The organism is Saccharibacillus alkalitolerans, from assembly GCF_011090185.1.
Taxonomy (GTDB): domain Bacteria; phylum Bacillota; class Bacilli; order Paenibacillales; family Paenibacillaceae; genus Saccharibacillus; species Saccharibacillus alkalitolerans.
The window spans coordinates 13,968-34,375 of record NZ_JAAFGS010000007.1 but is presented as its reverse complement, the minus strand read 5'-3'; the positions used below and the strand labels follow the sequence as shown (position 1 = coordinate 34,375).

Here is a 20,408-nt window from a genome sequence, read left to right as displayed (position 1 = left end):
ACCGGGCAAACCGTAAAAGCAGCAAGCTCCTTTGCCGGACGTGCGGCGCGTCCAACGAAGCGGCGGCCTTTCGAAAAAAAGCCCGGACCGTACCGCGCGGAAAAGATCCGCGCCGGTTCGGTTCCGGGCTTTTTGTTTTCGTGCAAGCGAGCCTAAGCGTCGAACAAACTCCGAGGCCGGCAGGCTTCCGCTCGGACGGCGCTTCCGCACCGTTCGGTTACAGTCCCGCGAACGGATTCGTTCCTTTCGGAAGCAGGGAAGCGAACGTGAAGTCGAAGGACGGAATACCCGCCGCATAAGGGGTGTATTCGTACTGCTGGAAGAAGATCGTGAATCCGCCGTTTTTCACGTAGAAATTCGGATCACTGCCGATCGTTTTGAATCCGTCGGTCTCGAGCAGGGAACCCTGCTTTTTGAATTCCGCGGCGATCTTCTTGTCGATGGCGCCGCGGTAATTCGGGTTCGCCTTCAGAAGCTGGCTCAGCGTTACTTCTTTGCCGGTCTTCAGGTCGAAATTGTAACCGGTCTGGAGCGTGCCGCCGTGAGCGCCTCCGTAGAACGCGTAATCCTGCGTCACGACGCTGAACAATCCGTCCCTATTATAGGAAATCATGAAGTTGGCGTCCGCTTCGTAATGCATATCCCGGCCTTCGTTCCATTCTTCGTATTTTTTGATGTCTTTCCCGAAACCGTTCAGGAACGATTGCGCGTGCTTTTTCAGCGTCGCATTGATCTTGTCGATGCCTTTGGCGCTGCCGGACAGCACCGGATAACGAATATCGACGACAGCGTTTTTCAAGTTGCTTTTAAGCGTCTTTTCGGTCACTTTGATGCCGGCGGCGGCCGCAGGCTTGAGCGTCACCGTTCCGGAAGCCGCATTCAAACTTCCGTCGATTCCCGCAAAATCGCTCAGCACGGACAGCGGCACATACATGGTTCCCGCCTTGGCTCGGCCTTCCGTTTGGAGTCCGACGCCGTTCGCGCTGATCCATACCTGATTTTGATAAGCGGACAGCGTCAGCGTGTTCGGCGAGGTGCCGAGCGTGTATTGACCGCTCGTTTTATCGTAAGTCAGCGACAGGCCGGCGGCTTTCGCCAACGCCTTCACCGGTACGTAAGTATCGCCGGCGGCTTGGAACGCGTTCGCGCCGAGCGCTTTCCCGTTCCAGGTCGCTTTGACGGTCTTTGTCGCCTGAGCGCTCGACGCTGCGGCTGCGACTTGAACGCCGGTCGTTCCGAGCATTGCGGTCGCGGGCAGCAGCAGACCGGCTGTAAGCACGGCCGCTGTCATCATTTTCGTCATTTTAGGCAAGGTCAGTGTTGCTCGTTTCATGTCGATTCAGCTCCTTCGCATCTTGCGGTGTCTGGTATCTCTATCCCTTTGTGAGTATACCGGAGCGGGAGCGCAAAAGTGTGACAGCGGGCATTACAGTATTGCAACTCCCGCACGGGCTTTTTTACAAAATTGTCAAAACTGCCGGGTAGACCGCCGACTCCCGGGTCAGGCGTCCGCGTTCCATTTCGGCGCGCCCATGATGCTGGACAGCCTGCCGCCTGGCGGCGCGGGACGCACTGGGAAATCGAGCTCCAAAATAATCATCGGCAGTTTGTTATTGTCCAGGTTCCGATCCGCAAAGTAGCCGTAGAACGAATACAGGTAACCGCACGGATAATTGTCCGCGTCCGATTCTCCGTAAGTCCGAAAAGCCGCATCGCCTTCCAGATCGTAAAAGTCCGGCTGGAGCCTTAGTTCGCGCGCATAGTCGGTTCCTGTCTCGAATCGATGTCCGAATTCCACCCGTTCGGCAAACCACTCGATCATCTGCGCAAGCTGACGGGCCGGGCGGCTGGGCGAAGCGATCAGAATCTCGGGATGTCCGAAGCTGTATTCCAATCCGATCGTGAAGGCATAGTTCATCCCTTCGTCCGACAGAACGATCGGCACCCATCCTCGCTGCATCAGTTCCGGAATGTAGGAAAGCCTTCTACGGGCAAAATCGGTATACTCCTGACAAAATAACGAGTAACGTTCGATCAGGTTACGGCCGGGATTTTCGTGCAGAAGTGTTCGGTAATATTGTTTTCGGCTTTCGGGAATGTTCAATGTTTCGATCAATGGAATCACCTCGCTTTTCGGTTCCGAAGAATTTGTAACCGCGTTCGTTTCTTACTCCTTTTATAAACCTCACGGTCGAATCCAAACAGTTTCGAATGCTTTTTTCGGAAAATATTCATGCTCTGCATAACGCAAAAAACCCCTGTGCGGCGCGAAATTAAGCAAGAAAGCCGCCATATCGCGAAGCGATGGCGGCTTTCTGTCGTTCCCTGTTTGTTCCCCTGGCGGAAAACGGAGAATTTTCGCTTATTTCATTTCGTACTGCACGGTCAAACGGGTCGTGATAGTGATTTCGCCCGGTTCGATCGCCGTCGAAGCGTTCATGTCGGCAGTCTCCATTTTAGCCATTGGATACTCGGCGTACACGATCGGAGCCTGCGCGTCGTCCTGACTGATTGTCAGCGCCGCGCCGAGCGTGCGGCCCGCGGCTTTGGCGATTGCGGCAGCTTTGACGTTCGCGCTGGTCATTGCTTTCGTGATGGCCTGCTCTTCGTATTGCTCGGGATTTTCGGACGCGAAGCTGATGTTCTGAATGCGGTTGGCTCCCGTTTCGGAAGCGGCATCGAGCAGCTGGCCGATCTTGTCCAGGTCGCGGTAGGTTACTTTCAATACGTGAACCGCGCTGTAATCCTTAATGGATTGACCGTCTTTTTCGCTGTACGTATAATTCGGCGACACATGGAACTGATCCGTTTCGATATCTTTGGCGGCAATCTTCCAATCCGTCTTGAGCAGCGCATTCAGTTTGTTCACCGAGGCCGCCGTTTTCTTCTGCGCCGCCGAAGCCGTGCTCGCGTTCGATTCGACTCCGATATAGAGGTAAGCGACGTCCGGCGTTACTTTCACTTCGCCTTTTCCGACTACATTAATGACGTTCATTGCAGTCACCTCCGCGGCATGCGCTTGACCGATCCCGACCGAAGCCGGAAGCGCCGCTCCTCCCACGAGCAAAGACCCGGCAATCAATACGCTGCCCAGCGGTTTCATCCACATTTTCATGAGCTTCTCCTCCTATTGTCGTTGATTACCCTCTAAACGTGGGCCGGCAAGAAAAGGTTGCAGCCGGGCAAACATAAAAAAGCCTTCCCGCGTCTATTCTCTGAATAGGCGGCGGGAAGGGCTGCGATCAAGCGGTCAAACCTAGTTTTACTATACACAGAGAGGCTGTCCGACCGTATCCGAATGTCAGGCGGCCGGTCCCTGCGTATCGGCCGGCGCGTCGTCCAAGTGCGAAGCGCCCGTTACGGTGCTGGTCAGCAGCAGATCGTTGATCGCCGCGTTCTCGGCGCGAGTCAGCACTTTTTTCGATTGGAAATCGGCGGCGCCGGCTTTGTCGACTTTCACTTCCGGGCCGTGATAGCCGAGCGCGACCAGCAGTTTTACCGCGGACTGTGCCCATTTGTCGGTCTTGCCCGACAGCTTGACCGGTGCGAGCAGCTCTTCGGGATATAAGCCGCCGAGCGAGTTGTAGATGATCACGGCCGCTTCCTGGCGGGTAATCGGGCGATCCGGCTCGAACATTCCCTTTGCATTGCCGGACACCAAGCCGTATTCATACGCCGTCTGGATCGCGGCCGCGTACGGATGCCCCTGAATGTCGGCGAACTCCGGCTTTTTCTCGGACAGCGGAATCGCGGAAGTCCGCATCAGCATGTCGATGTACTCGGCGCGGGTTACCGCCTGCTCCGGCCCGAAAGCTTGATTGGGATCATTCGGGTAGTAGCCGAGCGACTGCAGGTTCAAAATGTACTGCGCATAAGGATGCGTCGACGGAATATCGTTGAAGCCGGCAGGCTTCAGCCCTTTTTGTTCGTATCCCATCGGATTCAGATAAGGTTCTTTCAGATAGGAAACGCTGCCGTCCGCTTCGGTCTTGAAGGCCACCAACAGCTTGTTCGCGTCCATGAACAGCCCCGGCGCGACCTGCTGCAGCGCGCGCTCTCCGGTCAGCGGGTCGGAAATGACCATGCGTCCGCGCGATCCCGGCCCCACTTTGGAGACGACGCTTTCGACGCGCAGATCCTTGTACAGGCCCGAATAGCGGACGAGCTGCTCCGGCGATTCCGCGGTAAACGCGGGGAAAGACGCCGGCATCGCATACTGCGGGAAGAAACGGGCGATAAACGCGGCATACAGCTGCTCGCGCAGCCCGCCGTTTTGGTTGTAGACGACGAAGACGCCGGTATCCTGCTCAGGAATCAGGAACATCAGCGAGCTGGCGCCCGGAATGTCGCCTGCCTTGGTGATGACTTTGCTGCTGCTTCCGGCGCCCGGGAGCTGCGAAGGGGCTTCGAAGCCGTAAGTGGCGTCCGGCAGCAGCGGATGGATGGCCGAGCGGTACTCCGTCATCGAAGCGACCGTATCGGCTTTCAGCAGCTGCGCGCCGGAAGCCGTCTTTCCTTCGTTCAGGAAGGCGATCATGAATTTGGAAATGTCGTCCGCGGTGGACAGCATGCCGCCCTGAGGCATGACGGTCGGACGCACCGTATACGGCTCGACCGGCTCGCCGGCCGCATAACCGCTCGCCGCGCGCTTTTTCAGGTCGTCGGTCAAGAGGAAGCCGCTGCTTTTCATGCCGAGCGGAGCGAATACGTTCTTTTCCATGTACGTTTCGTAAGGCGTGCCGCTGGCCTGTTGGACGATGTAGCCGAGCAGCAGGAAAGCGAAATTGTCGTACATGTAAGCGGTACCCGGTTCGCGCACGACGTCGGGCATGTACTTGGCGATATAGTCTTTCATGCTGACGTATTCCTTCAGGTTCGGATTCAGGTCTTCCGGACGCGGGTCCTGAATTCGGAAGCCGCTGCGGTGCGTCAAGAGATCCGCGACCGTCACGGGTTCGGCGAACGGATTGTCGAAGGTTATGCCGCCGAGATATGTACGAATGTCGTCGTCCAGGCCGATCTTGCCCTGTTCCGCGAGCTGCATGATCGCCGCGGCCGTGAACGTTTTGGATACGGAAGCCATACGGAACACGTCGTTCTTCGGATCGACTTTACGCTTGCTGTCCACGTCGGCGTAACCGTAACCTTTTTCCGCGAGCACTTCGCCGTTTTTGACGACGACGACCGCGGCGCCCGGCGCCAATTCCTGGATCGCTTCCTGCGCGAAAAATCGGTCCAAAAACGACGTAACCGAAGAAGCCGTCAGCGCGGTGTCCCGGTCAGCGGCGGCTGCCGAAGCCGCAGGCTTCTCCGCGGCGGATACGAGCGCGGGCGGAAGCAGAGTCAGCGCAAGCGCCGCCGCCATGGCGGCTTTGGTCCATTTGACCGACGCCGCTTTCCAAACGTTATGTTTTTTCAAATCTTTCTTGCTCCCTTCGCTCTGTCAAATGGAGTTGCTCCGATGTTCTTGGAGGAAAAGCCCGCGTACGTCGGGATAGGGACGCGCGGGCTTACATAGCAGGCGTATCGGTACTACCTTTTACCCTCGGTCTCCCGCTCTCTAAACAGTTGTCCGCCAAATGAACCGCCGGCATCCGAACCGCCCCTACGATACGTAAAAACCCCCTGAAATTCAGGGGGCTTTGCGTGAGACGGACACAGGCAGGATAGCCGAATCCGCGATTATTGATTCTCCAGTTCTTCCTTGCTCACGAGGCTGATTAAAGCGTTTACAGCCTGCTCGGCGTCCGCGCCTTCCGCACTGATGTGAATTTCGGTACCGGAACTGATAGCCAGGCTCATGATCCCCATGATGCTTTTGGCGTTTACTTTTTTGTCTTCCTTTTCTACGAAGATCTCGGAAGAATATTTATTGGCTTCCTGAACGAACAAAGCCGCAGGTCTGGCGTGCAGCCCCGTCTTCAGTCGAACGACTACCGGGTGCTTGGTCATGAGCAATCTTACCCCCTATGCGAAATGAAGTTCCTGTCGAAACGCATTATTATATTCAGTATAACATAACTTCGGTTGCTCACACTAGTCTAAAAGCCTTCGCCGGGTTTTTAAGCGGGAAAAGGGACGGCCTCAGCCGCCCCGGATCTTCTCCGCCATGATATCGAGCTTGCGCAGCCGATGGTTGACACCGGATTTGCTGACCGTTCCCTTGAGCATCTCGCCCACTTCCTTCAGGTTGATCTCGGGATGGGCCAACCGCACTTCCGCCACTTCGCGCAGCTTTTCCGGCAGGTTTTCCAGCCCGACCTCCTTCTGCAGGAAGCGGATGTTGTCGATCTGACGCACGGCGGCGCCGATCGTCTTGTTAAGATTGGCCGTCTCGCAGTTCACGATCCGATTGACCGAGTTGCGCATGTCGCGCATGATGCGGACGTCCTCAAATTTGAACAGAGCCTGATGGGCTCCGATAATATTCAGCAGTTCGATGATCTTCTCGCCCTCTTTGAGATAGAAGATGAAGCCTTTCTTCCGTTCGATGCAGCGGGCGTTCAGGTTGAATTCGTTCGCCAGGTCGACGAGCGCCTGACAGTGTTCTTCATACATGGAGGCAATCTCCAAATGGTACGAAGAACCTTCCGGATTGTTGACCGAGCCTCCGGCCATGAAAGCCCCGCGCAGATAAGCCCGCTTGCAGCAGCTTTTCCCGACAATATCGGGACTGATGCCCGGCAGGAATTGAAATCCTTCCGACGTAATCTTCAGCGATCCGAGCAGTTCCTCGACGCCGGCCGGAATCCGCACGATATACACGTTGTTTTTTTTCAGGCGCATTTTCTTCCGCACCAGCAGTTCCGTATGCACGCTGAAATGTTTTTTGATCAACGAATAAATGCGGCGGGCAATCGCCGCGTTTTCGGTGGAAATGTCGAGATTTACTTTTCTGTTGGAGAGCTGGACCGAGCCGTTCATCCGGATCAGCGCGGACAGTTCCGCTTTTTCGCAGCAGGCGTCCGCCTCCACCATCGTCAGTTCCTTCTTGGTTTGAGCCGCGAACGACATGGACTGTTCACCCCTTTCGCATCATCCAGTCTTCCACAAGCCGGTTAATGTGTTCGCTCAATTTTTCCGCGTCGTGGCGCAGATACGTACCGTATTTGACGAAAGTATCGGCAATGACGGTACAGTTCGTGCAGGCCATCTCTTCCAGGTCCAAACGGACGGGAGTCGCCCCTTCCTCCGCGTAGCGCTTCTGTACGTCTTCGGGTATATGCCCGCTGTTGACCAGCACGTAGTCGAACAGATGGCTGCCGACATGGTCGTACACCGCCTGCAAATGGTCGCCCACGCTGAATCCGTCGGTCTCGCCCGGCTGGGTCATGACGTTGCAGATGTACATCTTGACCGCGCTCGAAGCAACGACCGCTTCGGACAGCTGCGGCACCAGGAGATTCGGCAGCAGGCTCGTATAGAGACTGCCCGGCCCCAGCAGGATCGCGTCGGCGCGCTGGATCGCCAGCACCGCTTCGGGCAGCGCCTCGACCTCCGCCGGCTCCAGGAAAATGCGCTTGATCTTCCCGCCGTATTCCGGAATGCTCGATTCGCCCGTGACGATCGTGCCGTCTTCCATCTCGGCGTGCAGGATAACGCCCTCCTTGGCGGCGGGATAGACCCGTCCGCGAACGGCGAAGACCCGCCCGAGCTCGCGCACGGCGGTTACGAAATCGCCCGAGATGTCGGTCATGGCCGCCAGGATCAGATTGCCCAGGCTGTGCCCCGCCAAGCCGTTGCCGTTCTTGAAGCGGTAGCTGAGCATCTCCGACAGCAGCGGTTCCACGTCGGCCAGCGCCGTGAGCACGTTGCGGATATCGCCCGGAGGCGGCATCTGCAGCTCGCTGCGCAGAATTCCGGAGCTTCCGCCGTCGTCGGCCACCGTCACGATGGCCGTAATGTCGAGCGGCTGCTCCTTAAGTCCCCGCAGCATCACGGACAGACCCGTGCCGCCGCCCATCACCACGATGCGCGGACGTCTTACGGGCCGCTGCGCCTGTTGCTTAGTATTCATGTATGTTCACTCCTCAGTGGCGGTCCCGATCGGCGTCCCGGTGATTGACGCGTACTCTTTCCGTTTCGCTTGCTCCCAGCATACGGCCTAAATATTCGGAAATGGCGACCGAACGATGCTTGCCGCCGGTACAGCCGATGCCGATAATCACCTGGCTTTTGCCCTCTTTCCGGTACTGCGGAATGAGAAAATGCAGCATATCGAGCAGCTTGGTCAAAAATGTCTGGGTCTCCGGCCATTTCATCACGTAATCGTAAACGTCGCTGTTCTGTCCCGTCAGAGGACGCAGATTGTCGACGTAATGCGGATTCGGCAGGAAACGGACGTCGAAGATCAGATCGGCGTCGATCGGCACGCCGTATTTGAAACCGAACGACGTCACGTTGACCGACAGCTGATTGCTCTCCATGTGGGCGAAGCGGGAAATAATCTTTTCCTTCAGCACGGCCGGCTTCATGTTGGTCGTATCGATGATCTGCGTTGCCGAATTTTTCAGCTCTTCCAGCATTTTCCGTTCCAGACGAATGCCGTCGAGCGGCATGCCGTCCGGCGCGAGCGGATGACGCCGGCGCGTCTCCTTGTAACGCTGCACCAGAACGGCGTCGCTGGCGTCGAAGAACAGAATCTCGCTGTGAATCGTAAAATGGTCCTTGATATAAGCGAGCGACTCGGACAGTGCGGCAAAAAACTCGCGGCCGCGCAGGTCGATGACCAGCGCAACCTTGGCGATTTTGCCGTTGGACTGTTCGATCAGCTCCGCGAATTTCGGGATCAGAACCGGCGGCAGATTGTCCACGCAGAAGAAGCCCAGGTCTTCCAGGCTCTGCACGGCGATGGTCTTGCCGGCTCCGGACATTCCCGTAATGATCATTAACGTGGCGGTCGAAGCGGTCGACGCCGGCGTATTTTCGCTTGGAATCTCGGCCATGCGGGTTCCCTCCCTGAATTGCGGTGATTGCGTGCGGGTTCTAGCGGATCAGCAGACCGGCCGCGCCGATCATGCCCGCGTCGTTGCCGAGCATCGCCGGCACGATCTGCACGCCGCGCTGCAGCGGCTCCGGCGTCAGCTGCGCGAACGTCTCGCGGATCGGGTTGAACAAGATATCGCCGGCTTTCGAGACGCCGCCGCCGATAATAAAGCTCTGCGGATTCAATACGGCCGCTACGGCAGCCATCGACTTGCCGAGATAGAACGCGGCCCGCTTGACGATGCGCAGCGCCACTTCGTCGCCGGCTTTGGCCGCGTCGAAGACGGTCTTCGCCGTAATCTGGCTGGCATCGGCAATGAAGGTGCGTTCGCCGCGCTCCACCGCTTCCTTCGCCATGCGGATGATGCCGGTCGCCGAAGACACGGTCTCCAGACAGCCGACCCGGCCGCAGCCGCACTGGATCGCTTCCAGGTCCGGCACGACGTCGATATGTCCGATCTCGCCGGCCATGCCGGAAAATCCTTGATAAATGCGTCCGTTGATGATGATGCCTCCGCCGACGCCGGTTCCCAGCGTATAGCAGACGCAGTTCTCGATGCCCGCCCCGGCACCGCTCCAGGCTTCGCCGAGGGCCGCGACGTTGGCATCGTTATCGATTCGTACGGGCTTGCCCAGCCGCTCCTCGAGGATGGCGCGGATTGGAACGTCCTTGAAGCCTATGTTCGGAGCCATGACGATGATTCCGTCACGGACGTTCGTGAATCCGGCGACGCCGGCACCGACCCCGGCCAGCTGCTCCCAGGAATAAGGCGAATCTTCGACGACCCGGCGCACGTAATCCGCCATGTTGGAGATTACCGTTTCCGTGCCCTCCGCCACTCCCGTTGGCCCTTCGTAAGTATGCAGCAGGACGCCGCTCTCGCTGCACAGACCGACTTTGATCGTGGTGCCGCCCAGATCTATCCCGACGTAGACATTTTCAGACATGATACAAGCCACCTTTTTTCTTCTAATATAGAAAATGATGAAGCCGTTTGCGTGAGTCCAGAAATCGTTTCCTTCGTATCCCACTATAAGCGAACGCCCGATTGCGGTCAAGCTGGCCCGGCATCGCGAAAAGCCTTGTCCCGCAAGGATCGAAAGCCTTTTCTCCGCTTCGTGCGGCGGCCGCCTGCCTGTTCGCCGCGTCCGCGTCCGGCGAGCGGCACGCCCGGGGGCGTTGAAACCGCTGCGCGGTGCGAGTTTTCGCCCTTCTCCGCTCTTCCGGCATGAGAAAACCCCTTCCCCGCGAAAAGCGGAAAAGGGGCGAATATTTGAACATTCGAATACAGGAGCCCAAATTTTCTTTCCGGGCGGATACCGAGACCCGACCCGGCACCTCTCCGTCCGGACGCCGACTGACGCGGGCAGCGGTCACGCTTCCGACAGGATGCGTTTTTGGCCTTCCAGTTCGCGGATCGGCGCCGCGTTCTGGGTGAATTCCAGCGTCCCCCGATAGGTTCCCCGCTCGTCCCGGATCGCGAAATAACGGATATATACGAATTTGTCTCGGAACGGGATCCAGAAATCCTCGTGATCCTTGCGTCCCGACTTGAAGTCGCGAAGCAGCTCTTCGACCACATGCACGCTCTGCGGCGGATGGCAGTTCTGCACCGAGCGGCCGATCACCGCTTTGGTGCGGGCGAAGATCCGTTCTTTCCCGTGGGAGAAATAGCGCACGATATCGTTCTCGTCGATAAACGTCAGGTCGACCGGCAGATGGTTCATGATAAGCTCCAGCTGCTGCACCGAGAGGATGCCGGTATCGAACCGGACGTAGCCTTCCGAGATCGGCGCGGAAGCGGAAGCCGCAGGCGAATCGGCTGCGGTTTCGTCCGGGCCGCCCGGACCCGGCGAAGGCTGCGGCGGCTGCAGAGGTCTGCCGCTTACGGAAGCGGCCAGCTCCGCCGCTTGTCTGGCCATTTCCGCGGCTTGGGCCGCCATCTTCGCCGCCTGTTGGGCGATGCCTGCCGATTGATCCGGCGCCGATGTCGCTTCGGCCGCCTCCGATTTTCGTTCTGCGGCGAGCATGTCCGCGACCCACTGCGGCATGGCCGCTCCGGAAGCGGCGCCCGCGGTTCCGCTTCCCTGTGCGAACGCCGGCATGGCCGCGGCCGCGGCTTTCTCCGCTCCCGCTTCGCCGGCTTGAAGGCCGGATTCCGCCGCTCCGGTCTGCGGTCCGATATGGGCCGCGGCCGCGGAACTTGCCGTCCCCGGCTCCGGCGCGCGAACCGGAACCCAGCGGGCCGTACCCGGAATCAGGCAGAAGCCGATTTCCTCGGTCTCCTCCGCGATTTTCAGCCATTCGTCTTCGGTCAGCTTTTTCAGCGCCATCGGCAGCAGGATGTTTTCTTCCTTGAAGATCATTTCCTCCACTTCGCGAACCGCGTTTTCGATCGCCGCCCGTACCGCCTCGCGATCTCCCGCGTATTCGGCCAGCAGCCGCTTCGCTTCCTTGATCCCGGCCCGGATGGCATCGTCGACGCCCCACATGACTTGAGTCGGACCGTAGATGCCGTAGCGCTCCAAGTAAGGGAACAGCAGATTTTCTTTGCGCGAATAATGTTTATCGACGTCCAGCAGCAGGTTGAGATCTTCCAGCAGCTTGAACCGGTTGGCGTCGGAATCGTCCTTCATGAATTTGTCCAGATGCAGCGAGATCGAAAATCCCGTCAGACGCTCCAGCTCCCGGTTTTCCAGCTTGAACGTGTGCACCGGATGACCCGGCTGCTCTTCCGGCGCCGCAGGCGCGGAGCCGTGGATGTCCGAGATCGAACCTTCGAAAATGGACGCGTGGACGGAGCACAGCCGCTGCACTTCCGACACCGGAATGCCTTCCTCGCGCATCAGCGACTCCTCGAGCAGAGAGATTTCCTCCACTTCGACGCTGCCGACCGCTTCGCGGAAACGCTCCTTCACCAGTGCCGGATCGGCTCCTTCGTGCAGCTCCTTGATGATCGCTTTCAGTTCTTCTCTTCGGTGCAGCCTGTCTTCGTCCATCGTTCCGGCCGCATGCTCGCGATTATTGATCAGTTCGCTCATGATTTTCTCCTCCTTATTTCCCTGCTCGATCTCTCTCCGGTTCGTCTGCCGCCCGAGCCGATCTATGATTCTTCCACCTCGTAACCGTGCGCTTCAAAAGCCTGCCGCACCGCCGCCGGGTCGATTCGTTTCATCTTTGCGCCCTTCAGGGGCGTCATGAACTTGCCCATCGTCTCCAGCATCCCCGGTTCCGCGATCCGCCGAAATCCCAGTCCCATCATGATCGTCGACACTGCCGGATCCTCGGTCACCAGCTCGTAGACGCTCCGATTCAAATCGATTTTTTTGCCCATGGTCCGCCCCTTTCCGCCGCTTTCGCGCAGCCTGCCGCTTGGCCGATATCGCTTTAAATTTGCATGAAAACTATTCTCAATCAAAATGTAGCACGCCCTCCGTCGACGACTTGTGATTTCACGCACAATCTTTTTCGGCAATAAAAAAAGAGCCGCTGCAAGATGCCCCGGCTGCTCTCGAAAGTTACGTAAATGCGGGAAGCGAACAGACTCCGAGAAAAACCCGTCAGCGCAGGCTTCCGAAGCGGGTTTTTTACGAAAGTCTGTACTTCACCGAATTTCTCCTTCCGCGTCCTCTCTGTCAGTGAAGGGAGTTTCGTTTTCACGAATAGCTGCGGAGAAGCACTTATTTGGCTCAAAAAGACTCGTTTCAATAAAATAGCTGCAGGAGGGCAGTTATTTCTTTTTTAAGCCTCTGTTTTTCAAGCTTTTTCGCGAAATAGCTGCTCTGGTGCAGTTATTTATAAAAATCGGCCGGGCAAAGAGGAAATAACTGCCGATGCGCACTTATTTCCACAGCGTATGCGAACCGGCCTGCCATTCTCGCAGCAGACGGAAGCACGAAAAAACCCGGCACTTCGTTTGAAGAGCCGGATTTCCGCTTCCTGCTTCCCTTATTCTTCTTCCTCGCGCAGCAGCTGCTCCAGCATCGATTCCCGGTTGTTGAGGAATTCCCGCGTTATGATATAATGCTCCGTTTCCTCCAGCTTGCACTCCCGCACTCCCCCGGCCGTCAAGTTGTACAGCCGGGAATCCGGGTACGCCATCAGCAGCGGGGAATGCGTGGAGACGATAAACTGTCCGCCGCTGCGGGCCAGCTCGTGAATCCGCGTCAGCATCGCCAGCTGCCTTACCGGCGACAGCGCCGCTTCCGGCTCGTCGAGAATATACAGGCCGTTCGGCCCGAACCGATGCATGAACGTCGCGAAAAAAGCTTCCCCGTGCGACTGTTCGTGCAGCGAACGGCCGCCGTAACTGTCGATGATTTTGCCCTTGGCCTCCGGATCTCGGTCCAGCTCGTCGATCGTCGTCGCTACATTGTAATAGCTCTCCGCCCGGAAAAAGAATCCGTCCCGAGGACGCGCCGTTCCCCGAATCAGCCGGAGATAGCGATGCAGGGGAGAATGCGTCTCCGCCGTCGCGAAGTTGAAGTTGAGCGTGCCGCCTTCCGGGTTGAACCCCCAGGCGGCCGCGATCGCTTCGAGCAGCGTCGACTTGCCGATTCCGTTCTCGCCCACGAGGTAAGTGACCCGTTCGTGGAATTCGATACGCTCCAGCTCCCGCACCGCCGGCAGGTTAAACGGATACTTCTCCGGCGTTTCGACCTTCTCCCGCAGCAGCTCCGCCTTCCGCAGATAACGGCGGTCCGGTCCGCCTCCCGTTCTATCGTTCATCGCCTCGCTCCTCTCGCTTCATGCTTTTTCTCCACACCAAAAGAACGCACCGACAAAAGATTCCGTTAGCGGATTCTCGTCGGTGCGTTCCGTATGGGCGTCGCCCGGTACATAGGAGGAGCGAGGTGCGGCAGGAACCGGCCTCGCCTCCCGAGATTCCGGTCTTAGCGGTCGAGCGACTCGCTCCAGTCGTGCACGACGCTGCCTTCGAGATATTTCTCGCAGTCCATCGCCGCCATGCAGCCGCTGCCCGCAGCCGTGATCGCCTGGCGGTATTTCGTGTCCTGCACGTCGCCGCAGGCAAAGACGCCCGGAATGTTGGTTTCGGTCGTGCCCGGTTTAACCACGACGTAACCGTGTCCGTCCAGTTCGACGTGTCCCTGCAGGAACGTCGTATTCGGCGTATGGCCGATCGCCACGAATACGCCGTCCGCCTCGATCAGTTCTTCCTGGCCGGTCTCGTTGTTGAGCACTTTCAGCCCTTTCAGGCCGGTCTCGCCCGCCACCACTTCAAGCGGTTTGCGGTTGAGCGCCCAGGATACCTTCTCGTTTTCGCGCGCGCGGTCCTGCATGATCTTCGAGGCGCGCAGCTCTTCGCGGCGGTTGACGACCGTCACTTCGGTCGCGAAGCGCGTCAGGAAGCTGGCTTCTTCCATCGCGGAATCGCCACCGCCGATGACGATCAGCTTTTTGCCGCGGAAAAAGAAACCGTCGCACGTCGCGCAGGTGCTGACCCCGCGTCCGATGTTGTCCTGCTCGCCCGGAATGCCGAGGTAGCGGGCCGAAGCGCCGGTCGAGATAATGACCGAATCCGCTTCGATCGTGCCGGAACCTTCGACGGTGATCTTGAACGGACGCTGCGAAAAATCGACCGCGTCGACCCAGCCGTTCATGAATTCGGCGCCGAAGCGTTCCGCCTGCTTGCGCATATTATCCATCAATTCCGGTCCCATAATGCCGTCGGGGAAGCCCGGGAAGTTCTCAATGTCGGTGGTCGTCGTAAGCTGACCGCCCGGTTGAAGTCCCTCGATCACGAGCGGGTTCAGATTGGCGCGGGCCAGGTAAATGGCCGAAGTCAGGCCGGACGGCCCCGTTCCGATTACGACTGTCTTGTATTTCTGCATACAGGCATCCTCCTCAGGTTTCGTAAAAAATGATAGGCGGGGCTTTACAGCCCCTTCCGATGGTCTCTTCCCGGCATCGTCATGCGCTCCTTGATGCCGCAGACCTGGTCGATTCGCTTGGCGTAACGTCCGACGGTCGATGCGGATACGCCGTGCCGGCGCCCGATCTCCTCGTAAGTCGCTTCTCCGCGATGCAGCTTGTCGGCCAGGTAATCCAGCGCGGCCGCCCAACCCTCGACGTACGAGAGTACCGGCACGTCGGGATACAGCCGACGCAAAAAATCGGTCCAAAGCGCTTCGAGGTCGCGGCGCAGGCCGAAGTCGCCCGGCGCGCACGAAGCGCGGATCGCCGCGTCCAGCACGTCCTGCCAGCGCTTCTCCCATACCGGCAGCTCGGCCGGTTCCCGGGAGAACTTCGGCGCCGGCAGTTCGTCTTCTTCGGCGGAATCGGCCTGCTCCGGGTCGCTCTCGCCGAGTGCGGCCCGCGCCAGGTCGCGCAGTTCCGCCGTTTCGGTGTCGTCGCCGGCCAGTTCGCGCAGCGCTTCGTTCATTTCCTCGTCGGCGAGCGGACGGCAGGCTTGAAGCGCCCTGCGCTTGTCTTCTTCGCTGCCCGAACGCAGCGTGCGAATCAAGGCGGCGCGAATCGCCGGCGAGTCTTCCGGCAGCCGCTCTTCCCAGCGCCGCCATAGTTCCGAACGGCGCACGGCCTCGAGCCGGTAATGGTAATTGACCGGCTCCGTGATTCCGCAGACGCGCCATTCCGGCAGCCGCTTCAAATAATAAGCGGCCGCTTCCGCTTCCGGATCGAGCTTCAGCGTCTGGTTCCACATCTTCTCCGCTTCGTCCGGTCTCCCGCTGAGCAGGGCGGCTACGGCGCAGTAATGGTGAATCGAAGCGTCTCCGGACGCGTCCTCGCCCGCCAACAGGCGGCGAAAGTGTCTGTAGGCCGCCTCATGCTCGCCCAGAATGCCGAGCGTGGTCGCAAGCTTGAACGCATGCTCGCGATGGAACGGCACGATTGCCGCCAGGCGGCCGGCCAGCCGAGAAGCTTCTTCGGCCCCGAGCGGGCCGGAATGCCGGCGGAAAATCGCCAGATTGCACAGGCCGTGCAGGTTCCCCGGCTCGCGCAGCAGCACGTCTTCCACCTTTTCCAGCGCCCGGTCCGTCATGCCCATATAATAATAGGCCAGCGCCAGATTATTGGCCGCGGCGGCAAACTCCGGATATTCTTCCAGCAGTTCTTCGAGCAGCCCGGCCGCTTCGGCAAACATGCCTTCCTCCAGCATCGTGCGGGCGCGTTCGTGCCGGTCCGAACCCCGGCGCGCCAGTACGCTGTGATCGCGGATTTTGCGCTTGAGCTCGATCTGCAGCAGTTCGATCATCTCTTCCGCTTCGTGCAGAAATTGTCCCGCGGCATCTTCTCCGAGATAAGCCAGCAGCGCTTCTTCCGCCTCTTCGAACCGTTCCATGTTGGCAAAGTTGTTCGCCATGTAAAAACGGCATTCCGTCATGGCGGGATCGACCTGCTCCAGCACATGCAGCAGCACCGCGTTCGAGGCCTCGTAATCGCCCATCTCTGATAATATACCCGCCATGTTGCAGTGATTCACCGGATTGTCCGGCTTTAACTCCACAGCTTTGCGAAAATATTTCAACGCCTTGTCATATTGGTAGCGATCCAGCGCACGGACGGCTCTTTCGAAGAAAAAGCTTTCGTCCATCGTCAAAGAAACCACGTTGGTCCGCGGATTCTCTTCACGCCGATAGTTCCCGTTCACCTGAGCAAGGCCCCCTTTGTTAACTGCTTAAAGTCGAAAATTTCTGTATGGACCGGATCAAGCGATGCTTAGTCCCCGGTCAAGGTATAAGTATAACACAATTTTTTTTCGCATACTTCCCGTCCGGCCATTCTTAAATGCCCGAATCGCTGAACAGCGTCGCGAGGGAGCCGCCCTCCAGAATGATATGGATGGCGCGAGCGAGCATAGGCGCTACGGGCAGTACCGTAAAGCGGGCCGAATGGTCTTCCGGCAGCGCGATCGAATCCGTAATGACGACTTCCGAGATGCCCGGATGATCGAGCCGCTGGAGCGCTCCGTCCGAGAAGACGGCGTGCGTGGCGCATACGATCGGATCCTTCGCGTTGCGCTCCTTCAATCCTTCGACGACTTTGAGAATCGTCGAGCCAGTGTCGATCAGATCTTCCATGATGATCGGCGTGCGGCCTTCCACCTCGCCGATCACATGGGTGATCATCGCCTGATTGTGGGACGGACGCTTTTTGAGCATGATGGCTACCGGCGAGTCGAGCCGGTTCGCCAGTTTCTCGGCCAGCTTCGCGCGACCCGCGTCCGGCGAAACGACGACCGGATCTTTGATATTTTTGCTGCGCAGATAATCGGCGATCAGATCGAGCGTCGTCAAGTGATCGACCGGGATATTGAAAAATCCTTGAATCGCGGCCGCGTGCAGTTCGATCGTGACGACCCGGCTCGCTCCCGCCGTCGTCAGCACGTCCGCGACCATTTTGGCCGAGATCGGCTCGCGCGGCGCCGCTTTGCGCTCCTGCCGGGCATAGCCGTAATAAGGAATGACCACGTTCACCGTGCGCGCCGAAGCCCGCTTGGCCGCGTCGATCATGACGAGCAGCTCGACGAAGTGCTCGTTGATCGGATGGGACAGCGACTGGACGATAAAGACGTCCAGATTGCGAATGCTCTCCTCGTAATGGACGTAGCTCTCGCCGCTCTTGAATTTGGTCAGCTTGACCCGGCCTGGCGTGACCCCCAGACTGTCGCAGATCCGGTCCACCAGTCCCGGATTGGACGACCCCGAAAATATACGCATCCTGTGCTGCATGGCACCCTCCCGCATGTTCTTGTTTAAAAATCTCGCCGCGGTCCGCGGCGCAAATGGACTCTGATTCTTTTTCGGCTTCTTTTCCCATAACCTTCATTAAACTTCATTGACCTGCCTTGATTATACCCCAATCCCCGGTAGCGTAAAAGCAAAGAGACGCCGATCAAGGCGTCCCGTTCAAACTCTATTCCGCCAGCGGCGCCATGACGCGCCTCCGGCGGTCGAACGTCGCGACTTCCCGCACGCCGAGCGACAGCAGCTGCGCCCGGGCCCGATCCAGATTCTCCGACAGCTTGGCGGGATCGTGGGCGTCGGAACCCAGCGTCAGCGGGATACCTAGCGCAAGCGCCCGGCGCAGCAGTCCTTCCGACGGGAACATTTCCGCGCACGGCTTGGTCAGGCCCGACGCGTTCAGTTCCATGGCGATTCCGCTGCCTGCGATGCGGCGCAGCGCGGCTTCCTCCAGCGCTTCCTTCTCTGCCGCCTGCTCCGGCGCAGGGGCGAAGCCGAAGCGCTTGATGACGTCAAAATGGCCTACGATATCGTAAAATCCGGTATCTGCCGCGCGGCCGACCGCTTCGTAATACGTCCGGTACACGTCCAGCGGGTCGCGTCCTTCCCACTGCGCCGTCTGGCGAAAATCCGTGACGTCCCACTCGCCGAGAAAGTGCACCGAGCCGATCACGTAATCCCACGGATACGCGCTCACCATCTCTTCGATCTTTTCCTCATGGCCTTCGATATAGTCGCCTTCGAGACCGAGCTTGATGTCGATCCGGTCCCGGTACTTCTCCTTGAGCGCCAACACTTCCTCCACGTATCTCGGCAGCTCATCCATCGGCATCGCCATCTCCGGATAATAATTCGCCGGATCGACGTGGATCAGCGGCATGTGGTCGGACAGCCCCAGCTGGTCCAGGCCGAGTTCGATACCTCGGGCAACGTACTGCTCGAGCTTTCCGACCGCGTGGCCGCAGCGCTCGTGGTGCGTATGATAATCGATCAGCATACGGATTCTCCTCCTTGTCCGAAAAAAGCGGCAGAACCCCGGGATCTACCCGGGCATCCGCCGCAGTTTCGCTTCTTAATACTGATCCCGGCGCGGGCGTTCGTGCCGGCCGGCAAGCTCTCTCATGATGTCGTCGAGCGGCAGCTTGCGCTCTTCCAACAGCACGAGCAGGTGATAGATCAGGTCGCTCACTTCGAGACGCAGTTCGTCATTGTCGCCGTTTTTGGCCGCGATGATCGACTCGGCCGCTTCCTCGCCGACCTTTTTCAAAATCTTGTCGATGCCTTTGGCGAACAGATACGTCGTATACGCGCCTTCCGGCCGCTCGATATACCGCTCCGCAATGACGCGTTCCAGCTCGCCCAACACGTCGAACCGTCCGTTCGCCCCTGCCGCGGAAGATGCCGCAGGCGTCCGCGCCGACTCCGGCTCGACGCCCAGCACGCGCTCGCTTTCCGCTCCCGCGTCTGCCGGGCTGCCCTCGACGGATGCCGCAGCGTCCCCAAGCGCCGCTTTGTTGAAGAAGCAGCTTACCCGTCCCGTATGGCAGGCCGGCCCCGCCGGCGCCACGCCGACCAGCAGCGCGTCTCCGTCGCAGTCGTAGCTCAGCGTTACGATTCGCTGCACATTGCCCGAAGTCGCGCCTTTGTGCCAGAATTCCTGCCGGGAGCGGCTCCAAAACCAGGTTTCGCCCGACTCGATCGAACGCCGCAGCGACTCTTCGTTCATGTAGGCGAGCGTCAGCACTTCCTTGCTCTGCGCATCCTGCACGATCGCCGGAGCCAGTCCCTGCGCATCCCATTTTACGTTCGCCGCGAACTCCTCCGGCGAAACGGTCACATCGCTGTCTCGGTTCATCTGATTTCGACTCCTTTTTGCTTCAATTGATTCTTCAGGTCCGGAATCGCGATCTCTTTGTAGTGGAAGATGGTCGCCGCCAGTCCCGCGTCCGCCGTGCCTTCCGTAAACACATCGTAGAAGTGCTCCGGTTTGCCCGCTCCGCCCGAAGCGATGACCGGCACCGACACCTCGCGGCACACCGCCCGGGTCAGATCCAGGTCGAAACCGTCCTTCGTGCCGTCCGCGTCCATGCTCGTCAGCAGAATCTCGCCCGCTCCGAGCGACTCTGCGCGGCGTACCCACTCCAGCGCCTTGATGCCGGTCGGCTTGCGTCCTCCGTGGGTGTAGACTTCCCATTCCTGCCAGTCGGGGTTATACTTGGCGTCCACCGCCAGCACGATGCATTGGGAACCGAAGCGGCGCGCGCCCTCGGCGATCAGCTCCGGCCGCAGCACCGCCGCCGTGTTGACCGCCGTCTTGTCGGCGCCCGCGCGCAGAATGCGCTTCATGTCGTCCACCTGCGAGATGCCCCCGCCGACCGTGAACGGGATCGTGATTTCGCCCGCCGTCTGGCGCACCACTTCGGCCATCGTCGCCCGGCCTTCCACCGAAGCGGAAATGTCGAGGAACACCAGCTCGTCCGCGCCTTCCCGGTCGTAGACCGAAGCCAGCTCCACCGGATCGCCGGCATCGCGCAGATTGACGAAATTGACCCCTTTGACCACGCGTCCGTCCTTGACGTCCAGACACGGAATAATTCGTTTCGCGAGCATGCGGCTCCTCCTTCCGATTCTTATTTCGGCAAAAAAACGTGCGTGCGATCCGCGAATGTTGTCCGTCCGCGCGCCTCCGCTTCCCGCCT

18 protein-coding genes are annotated in these 20,408 nt (G+C 59.1%); all 18 read right to left on the bottom strand.

Features of this window, described 5'->3' with window-relative positions; all coding sequences use genetic code 11:
• Window positions 1–217: 217 nt before the first annotated feature.
• The 18 genes from GYN08_RS17800 to hisF all read right to left on the bottom strand — a co-directional run bounded on the left by GYN08_RS17800 (window position 218) and on the right by hisF (window position 20,319).
• A complete protein-coding gene (locus tag GYN08_RS17800; RefSeq protein ID WP_166277033.1) occupies window positions 218–1,333 on the bottom strand; it encodes a PdaC/SigV domain-containing protein in 1,116 nt (371 codons plus the stop codon).
• 168 nt (window positions 1,334–1,501) lie between these two features.
• Entirely contained in the window at window positions 1,502–2,116 is a 615-nt protein-coding gene (locus tag GYN08_RS17795; RefSeq protein WP_166277030.1) for a DUF4262 domain-containing protein, read from the bottom strand.
• Between the two features lie 246 nt (window positions 2,117–2,362).
• Complete coding sequence (locus GYN08_RS17790) at window positions 2,363–3,115, bottom strand: SIMPL domain-containing protein (RefSeq protein WP_166277027.1); 753 nt, start codon at window positions 3,113–3,115, stop codon at window positions 2,363–2,365.
• Between the two features lie 186 nt (window positions 3,116–3,301).
• On the bottom strand, window positions 3,302–5,419 hold the full coding sequence (locus GYN08_RS17785) for a beta-lactamase family protein (RefSeq protein WP_235946367.1): 2,118 nt from the start codon (window positions 5,417–5,419) through the stop codon (window positions 3,302–3,304).
• Between the two features lie 263 nt (window positions 5,420–5,682).
• The gene (locus tag GYN08_RS17780) at window positions 5,683–5,952 is read right to left on the bottom strand and encodes an HPr family phosphocarrier protein (protein WP_018978064.1); all 270 of its coding nucleotides are present in this window, start codon (window positions 5,950–5,952) and stop codon (window positions 5,683–5,685) included.
• Window positions 5,953–6,084: 132 nt separating this feature from the next.
• Complete coding sequence (gene whiA / locus GYN08_RS17775; RefSeq protein WP_166277024.1) at window positions 6,085–7,014, bottom strand: DNA-binding protein WhiA; 930 nt, start codon at window positions 7,012–7,014, stop codon at window positions 6,085–6,087.
• Window positions 7,015–7,021: 7 nt separating this feature from the next.
• Window positions 7,022–8,017 (bottom strand): gluconeogenesis factor YvcK family protein, encoded by a 996-nt coding sequence (locus tag GYN08_RS17770; protein WP_166277021.1) that lies wholly within the window; start codon window positions 8,015–8,017, stop codon window positions 7,022–7,024.
• A gap of 13 nt (window positions 8,018–8,030) precedes the next feature.
• Window positions 8,031–8,945: an RNase adapter RapZ gene (gene rapZ, locus GYN08_RS17765; RefSeq protein WP_166277018.1), complete on the bottom strand. Its 915-nt coding sequence runs from the start codon at window positions 8,943–8,945 to the stop codon at window positions 8,031–8,033.
• A 40-nt stretch (window positions 8,946–8,985) separates the two neighbouring features.
• On the bottom strand, window positions 8,986–9,933 hold the full coding sequence (locus GYN08_RS17760; RefSeq protein WP_166277015.1) for an ROK family glucokinase: 948 nt from the start codon (window positions 9,931–9,933) through the stop codon (window positions 8,986–8,988).
• A 426-nt stretch (window positions 9,934–10,359) separates the two neighbouring features.
• Entirely contained in the window at window positions 10,360–12,027 is a 1,668-nt protein-coding gene (locus GYN08_RS23820) for a DUF438 domain-containing protein (protein ID WP_235946366.1), read from the bottom strand.
• A gap of 62 nt (window positions 12,028–12,089) precedes the next feature.
• A complete protein-coding gene (locus GYN08_RS17745; protein ID WP_166277013.1) occupies window positions 12,090–12,320 on the bottom strand; it encodes a DUF1858 domain-containing protein in 231 nt (76 codons plus the stop codon).
• A 614-nt stretch (window positions 12,321–12,934) separates the two neighbouring features.
• On the bottom strand, window positions 12,935–13,714 hold the full coding sequence (locus tag GYN08_RS17740) for an AAA family ATPase (protein ID WP_166277010.1): 780 nt from the start codon (window positions 13,712–13,714) through the stop codon (window positions 12,935–12,937).
• A 164-nt stretch (window positions 13,715–13,878) separates the two neighbouring features.
• Window positions 13,879–14,838 (bottom strand): thioredoxin-disulfide reductase, encoded by a 960-nt coding sequence (trxB, locus tag GYN08_RS17735; RefSeq protein WP_166277007.1) that lies wholly within the window; start codon window positions 14,836–14,838, stop codon window positions 13,879–13,881.
• A 44-nt stretch (window positions 14,839–14,882) separates the two neighbouring features.
• Entirely contained in the window at window positions 14,883–16,616 is a 1,734-nt protein-coding gene (locus GYN08_RS17730) for a tetratricopeptide repeat protein (protein WP_166277005.1), read from the bottom strand.
• A 133-nt stretch (window positions 16,617–16,749) separates the two neighbouring features.
• Window positions 16,750–17,697, bottom strand: a complete 948-nt coding sequence (locus GYN08_RS17725) for a ribose-phosphate diphosphokinase (RefSeq protein WP_166277002.1) — start codon at window positions 17,695–17,697, stop codon at window positions 16,750–16,752.
• 184 nt (window positions 17,698–17,881) lie between these two features.
• Window positions 17,882–18,706, bottom strand: a complete 825-nt coding sequence (hisJ, locus tag GYN08_RS17720; protein WP_166276999.1) for a histidinol-phosphatase HisJ — start codon at window positions 18,704–18,706, stop codon at window positions 17,882–17,884.
• A 75-nt stretch (window positions 18,707–18,781) separates the two neighbouring features.
• Entirely contained in the window at window positions 18,782–19,564 is a 783-nt protein-coding gene (gene hisIE / locus GYN08_RS17715; protein ID WP_166276995.1) for a bifunctional phosphoribosyl-AMP cyclohydrolase/phosphoribosyl-ATP diphosphatase HisIE, read from the bottom strand.
• Window positions 19,561–20,319 (bottom strand): imidazole glycerol phosphate synthase subunit HisF, encoded by a 759-nt coding sequence (gene hisF / locus GYN08_RS17710; protein WP_166276992.1) that lies wholly within the window; start codon window positions 20,317–20,319, stop codon window positions 19,561–19,563. Before hisF ends, hisIE begins: the two co-directional genes overlap by 4 nt.
• Between the last annotated feature and the right edge of the window lie 89 nt (window positions 20,320–20,408).

Excerpts from the sequence above, each read along its gene's own strand:
- trxB (WP_166277007.1), bottom strand. The coding sequence starts at position 14,838 with ATGCAGAAATACAAGACAGTCGTAATCGGAACGGGGCCGTCCGGCCTG.
- GYN08_RS17760 (WP_166277015.1), bottom strand. The coding sequence starts at position 9,933 with ATGTCTGAAAATGTCTACGTCGGGATAGATCTGGGCGGCACCACGATC.
- GYN08_RS17740 (WP_166277010.1), bottom strand. The coding sequence starts at position 13,714 with ATGAACGATAGAACGGGAGGCGGACCGGACCGCCGTTATCTGCGGAAG.
- rapZ (WP_166277018.1), bottom strand. The coding sequence starts at position 8,945 with ATGGCCGAGATTCCAAGCGAAAATACGCCGGCGTCGACCGCTTCGACC.
- hisJ (WP_166276999.1), bottom strand. The coding sequence starts at position 18,706 with ATGCTGATCGATTATCATACGCACCACGAGCGCTGCGGCCACGCGGTC.
- GYN08_RS17725 (WP_166277002.1), bottom strand. The coding sequence starts at position 17,697 with ATGCAGCACAGGATGCGTATATTTTCGGGGTCGTCCAATCCGGGACTG.
- GYN08_RS23820 (WP_235946366.1), bottom strand. The coding sequence starts at position 12,027 with ATGAGCGAACTGATCAATAATCGCGAGCATGCGGCCGGAACGATGGAC.
- hisF (WP_166276992.1), bottom strand. The coding sequence starts at position 20,319 with ATGCTCGCGAAACGAATTATTCCGTGTCTGGACGTCAAGGACGGACGC.
- GYN08_RS17770 (WP_166277021.1), bottom strand. The coding sequence starts at position 8,017 with ATGAATACTAAGCAACAGGCGCAGCGGCCCGTAAGACGTCCGCGCATC.
- GYN08_RS17780 (WP_018978064.1), bottom strand. The coding sequence starts at position 5,952 with ATGACCAAGCACCCGGTAGTCGTTCGACTGAAGACGGGGCTGCACGCC.
- GYN08_RS17800 (WP_166277033.1), bottom strand. The coding sequence starts at position 1,333 with ATGAAACGAGCAACACTGACCTTGCCTAAAATGACGAAAATGATGACA.
- whiA (WP_166277024.1), bottom strand. The coding sequence starts at position 7,014 with ATGTCGTTCGCGGCTCAAACCAAGAAGGAACTGACGATGGTGGAGGCG.
- GYN08_RS17745 (WP_166277013.1), bottom strand. The coding sequence starts at position 12,320 with ATGGGCAAAAAAATCGATTTGAATCGGAGCGTCTACGAGCTGGTGACC.
- GYN08_RS17790 (WP_166277027.1), bottom strand. The coding sequence starts at position 3,115 with ATGAAAATGTGGATGAAACCGCTGGGCAGCGTATTGATTGCCGGGTCT.
- hisIE (WP_166276995.1), bottom strand. The coding sequence starts at position 19,564 with ATGAACCGAGACAGCGATGTGACCGTTTCGCCGGAGGAGTTCGCGGCG.